Source organism: Flavonifractor sp. (genome assembly GCF_019422385.1).
Lineage (GTDB): Bacteria > Bacillota > Clostridia > Oscillospirales > Oscillospiraceae > Flavonifractor > Flavonifractor avistercoris.
In genome coordinates this window covers 1-4,596 of record NZ_JAHZDL010000129.1, presented here as the reverse complement: position 1 = coordinate 4,596, position 4,596 = coordinate 1, and the positions used below count along the sequence as shown (strand labels likewise).

Below are 4,596 nucleotides of genomic sequence, written 5' to 3'. Positions count from 1 at the left end.
ATAATTTCAGGCAGGTGCGAGGTCTTTGTCAACAAACCCAAATTGAGGGGAGTTTTGACTGTGGAGGCCCCAATCTATCATGGGAGGGATGAACCATATACAGCAAAAAGGAAGCAAAGCCGCTGGAATTAGAATTACAGCGGCTCTTTGGCGAGACTTCTTATCAAGTTGTCCGAAAGCCCTGCCGGGGCAAGTACCGGGGGCACAACGACTATTCCATCGTGTTCGGAAGCGGACGGGAGCTCTATATTGGAATTGACCAACGAAATTATGTACCGAAGCTGAGGGAACAGCTGGGATATATCCAGTATTTCCGGGAGCACCAGGCCGAAAACACAGAAAAAATCAAGGCGTTCCTCGCCGCCCATGATACCCCCTACTGTGACGCTGCCCTGGAGATCGTACCCTACGACGGGTCAAAGGATCTGTGCGTCTATGCGGTGGTCATTCTCACCCATGAAAGCGGGCTCAAGATACGGTATCGAACCACCAATATGCACTATTTTTTGGTCGGTGGCGATAATGGGTGGTACACCTTTGAAGAGTGTATGGCCCATCTGCTGGAAGATTCCTGTGGAAAAATGTCCTACTGCACCGCGCATGACACGACCGAATTTCAACGCCGGGCAGAAAAACGCCTGGCACGCAAACAGGAGGATCTGTCTCGATGAAGCCCTATAAGACGATCACCCTGCGGCTGGACGCCGCACATTATGCCAAGCTGCGGGAAACGGCCCAGGCCACTGGCCTTAAAATCGAGCCCATGCTGCGCCAGCTCATTATGGGCGTCCAGCTCCGTCCCCGGCCCCCCGACACCTACGCCGCCCTGCTCCGTGAGCTGAACGCCATTGGCAACAATGTGAATCAGCTGGCGTTTCAGGCCAATGCCAGAGGCGAGGCCACTCAGGAGGAGATCCACGAAGCGGCCCGTCTGGTACGGGAGGCGGTCCAGCTTGTGCGGGATACCCTGTAATGGCCTATACGAAGATCTTAGTCATCCATAACCGGCTGGACAAATGCGTGGGCTACACGCAGGATCCAGATAAAACCTCTCTGGAGGCCGCCATCGACTACGCCCTGGACCGGGCAAAAACGGAGCGTGTCTGCTATGAGACGTCCATCAACTGCTCCCGGGACCGGGTGTACCAGGATATGCTGGACACCAAGCGGCGCTGGGGCAAAGAGGGGCGCAAGCGGAAGGGCTACCACATCATCCAGTCCTTTGCCCCCGGCGAGGTGACGCCGGACCAGGCCCACGCCATTGGGGTGGAACTGACCCAACGCTTGCTGGGAGACCGCTATGAGGCGGTGGTCTCCACCCATTTGAACAAAGCCCATCTTCATTCCCATATCGTGTTCAACTCCGTGTCTTTTGTGGACGGGGTCATGTACCGGGATCAGATAAAGGACTACTATGAGGGCATCCGGGGCACATCGGACGCTATCTGCCGGGAACACGGCCTGTCCGTCATAGAGCCCGGCGAGCCCCTGAAGGGTGCGCCGGTGAGCCGCGGGGAATGGGAGGCCCAGCGCAGGGGACGGCCCACAGTGCGGGGCCTGGTCCGCCAGGACGTGGAGGAAGCCATCCGCCAGTCGTACACCTACAAGTCTTTTCTTGATCAGCTTCGGCAAATGGGGTATCAGGTCAAGTCCGGCCCCAGGGTGAAGCACACCGCCGTCCTGCCTCCAGGCGGAAAGGGCTATATCCGGCTGGACAGCCTGGGCAAGGGGTATGCGGAATCGGACATTCGGGCCCGGCTTGCCGCCGTCCGCTCCGGCGATGCCCCGCCGCCTCCCGTACCGGCTGCCAACCCAGCCGCTTTCCGTCTGCTGGAGCCGGGGAGGCGGTATCGGCCGCGAGGCCCCCTGCCCCACCGCCGCCGGAAATTCACGGACTTCCAGCTCTTATATCTGAGGTATCTCTATCTGCTCAATCCCCCGCCTGCGCGCCGCCCGAGAAAACGGGCGGCGTTTTCCATGCGGGAAGAACTGCTGAAGCTGGACCGCTACCAGGAGCAATTCCGCTACCTTCGTCAGAACCGCATCGAGACGGCCGGCCAGCTCTCCATGCAGTACGACGCCATTCAGTCGGATATAGACGCCCTGGCCGAGCGGCGCAAGGAACTGTACCAGCGGAAACGGCGGGGAGATGGAGAAGCCCAGACGGAGATTGCGCAGATCACCACACGCCTGCGGGCGCTGCGCCGGGATCTGAAGCTGTGCGCCCGCATTGAGGCCGACATTCCCAGGGTGCAGGCAGCAACGGAGGCCCACCGCCCAGGCAATGCAAGGAGGTATCCCCATGAAAAAACTGCTGCACGCGGATCTGACCGCCATCCTCTCCCTGATCCCCATGTACCAGCCCATTGACGCAGAGAGCCTTGAGCTGGACCTGATAAAGCTCCGGGCAGGCGGTCAGACCGACTACCTGTTTCTGGCCCGACGGGAGGAGTGCCGGTTGTTCGATCCGCCCCGCGTCTATGAGCCGGGCAGTTACGAAAACCTCTGCTGGCTGGCATATCGGGCCCGGGGCGGCTGGCCGGTGCTTGCACTGTTCCTCCACGTGGAGAAATGGATGGGGGGCCGGCCCTGTGGAAGCGTAACCCTTCTGGATTACCAGAGGTCAGCCCATGACGTGGAGATGTTCTCCGCGTTTCCCCAGCCCCAGCGGACTCGGCACCTGAAGCTGCTGACCCGCCGGTATCTCCAGAAGGTCCGGTACTGCTCTATTTTGGAAGTCATTCAATATCTGAAAACCGGGAGGTGAAGTATATGGACAACAGCGGCGAAGTGGCCGATCTGATGGTAAAAGAGAGCATCCAGATTACCGAGGCCGCCGTCAAACTTCTGGCTGGAGGCGGCAAAAATCTGGCGGCCTTCCTGCTAGCCCTGTCCCAGAACAACAAGAAGCTCTGCGGCAAGGCCAATATGTCCCAGCTGATCCAGCTGGGACGGGAGTTGAGAACCTTTCACATCAAAGAGAGCGATCTGGAGGACTTCCGGGCCTACGCAAAGAAAAATGTACTGTTTTCCACCATCAAGGACACGCGCTCTGATAGTGGGATCGTTTCTCTGGTCACAAATGTGGACTACGTCCCTCTGGTCAATCACTACCTGGAGCAGCGGGGCTATCCCGCCCCCGCACAGGGTCAGGAGGCGGAGCCGCCAAAAAAAGCCGCCCCCCGCGCTCGGCCAGAGCGCTCCTTACCACAGCGCGGGAATGGCTCAACAGCCGGGAAGATGAGTTCGGATACGATGACGGCGGAGACTACTGACGATCCCGCCGGTCGGCCCAGGGTAAAGGACCGGCTGGACGCCTATCGGGCTGAGGCAGAGAAGAAGCCGGAGCGTCCAGCCCCGAAACGCACCAGGCCGTCAAAATCCCAAACAAGATGATATGGAGGTCTACTATGGCGAATTTGGAGGAGATCATTGCTGCCAAGGCGGCAAGCGATTCCCTGTGGAAAAACCAGCATCAGGCAGACCGGCAAGCTGTCACTGAGATGCAGGACTGCGGCATTGAGCTGATCGTCACCGATCCGGCACAGTACATCCGCTACCTGACCATGCAGGGTGATAACCCGGCATACAGCGCCGGGAATGTGGCAATCGTCCTGGCGGGGATGGAAAAGGCCACCGTGTTCGGCACCCGGGACCGCTGGCAGTCCTTGGGCCGCACTGTATTGCCGGAAGAACAGGACCATGGAGTAAAAATCTTTGCCCGGGACGCCCGGACCAAGGCGTACTCCCTGACAGACGCCTACGATGTGAGCCAGACCCAGGGGAAAGATCTGAAGCACCGCGCCCTGCGGGAGGACAGCGCGGAGATGTCCAGCGCCCTCCAAACCCTGCTGAACTACTCCAAGGCCGAGCCCGCTGTGGACCGCGGCCTGGACGCCCCCGCCTTTTTCGACGAGGACAAGCGGGAGCTGGCCATCAACCCCAACTATACCGATCCCGAGGCGTTTGCCTCCATCGCCGCAGAGGTGGCCCTGACCCGCTATCACGACAAGGGATACAACCGGGATTACAGCTGGGCGCGGTATGAGCTGGACGCACAGAGCGTTTCCTATATCCTCTGCCGCAGGTATGGCGTCGAGCCGAAACAGCCCAACCTGGAGCGCCTGGGGGAGCGGTTTGCCGGAATGGATATGGACGAGTGCAAAAGTGTTTTGGATAAAATCCAGGACATGAGCAAGCAAATCGGGCGCTCCATTGACCTGAATATCGAGGCCGAAAGGCGCAGGAGCCGCACCACGGAGCGCCGCCCGGTGCGATAAGCCCCGTGGCGGGCGTCTCCCCTTGATGGAGGCTAATCCGTCCTCCGCCCTCCGTCAAGGCCGCAAAATTGCCTGCGCAATTTTGCGCGAGCCGCCCAGTCCGCGGACTGGGCGGGCCTTGACTGGGGCCGTCTGCCGGATTGTTTGGTCTCCAAGGGGAGGGACGCCCCAAAAGCCGCCTGACGGCGGCTTTTATCAGCGTGGGGAAGGCGGGTTGTCTCCGCCGGACCGCGGCGGGGCTTCCAGAAAACTCCCCTCAATTTGGGTCCGTTGACAAAGTAACAGTTTCCTCCATAGATATACTGCCCAAGCAGAA

At 59.8% G+C, this 4,596-nt stretch carries 6 protein-coding genes; all 6 read left to right on the top strand.

Features of this window, described 5'->3' with window-relative positions; genetic code table 11:
• Positions 1-221: 221 nt before the first annotated feature.
• From QZ378_RS12205 to QZ378_RS12180, 6 genes are read left to right on the top strand one after another with little or no spacing between them, the layout of a single operon-like run.
• Positions 222-671, top strand: coding sequence for a hypothetical protein (locus tag QZ378_RS12205; protein ID WP_291258462.1), 450 nt, complete (start codon positions 222-224; stop codon positions 669-671).
• Positions 668-973: a plasmid mobilization relaxosome protein MobC gene (mobC, locus tag QZ378_RS12200; RefSeq protein WP_291258461.1), complete on the top strand. Its 306-nt coding sequence runs from the start codon at positions 668-670 to the stop codon at positions 971-973. The genes QZ378_RS12205 and mobC overlap by 4 nt, the downstream gene beginning before the upstream one ends.
• Complete coding sequence (locus QZ378_RS12195) at positions 973-2,370, top strand: relaxase/mobilization nuclease domain-containing protein (RefSeq protein WP_291258460.1); 1,398 nt, start codon at positions 973-975, stop codon at positions 2,368-2,370. The genes mobC and QZ378_RS12195 overlap by 1 nt, the downstream gene beginning before the upstream one ends.
• The gene (locus tag QZ378_RS12190) at positions 2,303-2,767 is read left to right on the top strand and encodes a hypothetical protein (RefSeq protein WP_291258459.1); all 465 of its coding nucleotides are present in this window, start codon (positions 2,303-2,305) and stop codon (positions 2,765-2,767) included. Before QZ378_RS12195 ends, QZ378_RS12190 begins: the two co-directional genes overlap by 68 nt.
• A 5-nt stretch (positions 2,768-2,772) precedes the next feature.
• The gene (locus tag QZ378_RS12185) at positions 2,773-3,396 is read left to right on the top strand and encodes a DUF3801 domain-containing protein (RefSeq protein WP_291258458.1); all 624 of its coding nucleotides are present in this window, start codon (positions 2,773-2,775) and stop codon (positions 3,394-3,396) included.
• A gap of 14 nt (positions 3,397-3,410) precedes the next feature.
• Entirely contained in the window at positions 3,411-4,280 is an 870-nt protein-coding gene (locus tag QZ378_RS12180) for a hypothetical protein (protein WP_291258457.1), read from the top strand.
• Positions 4,281-4,596: the final 316 nt, after the last annotated feature.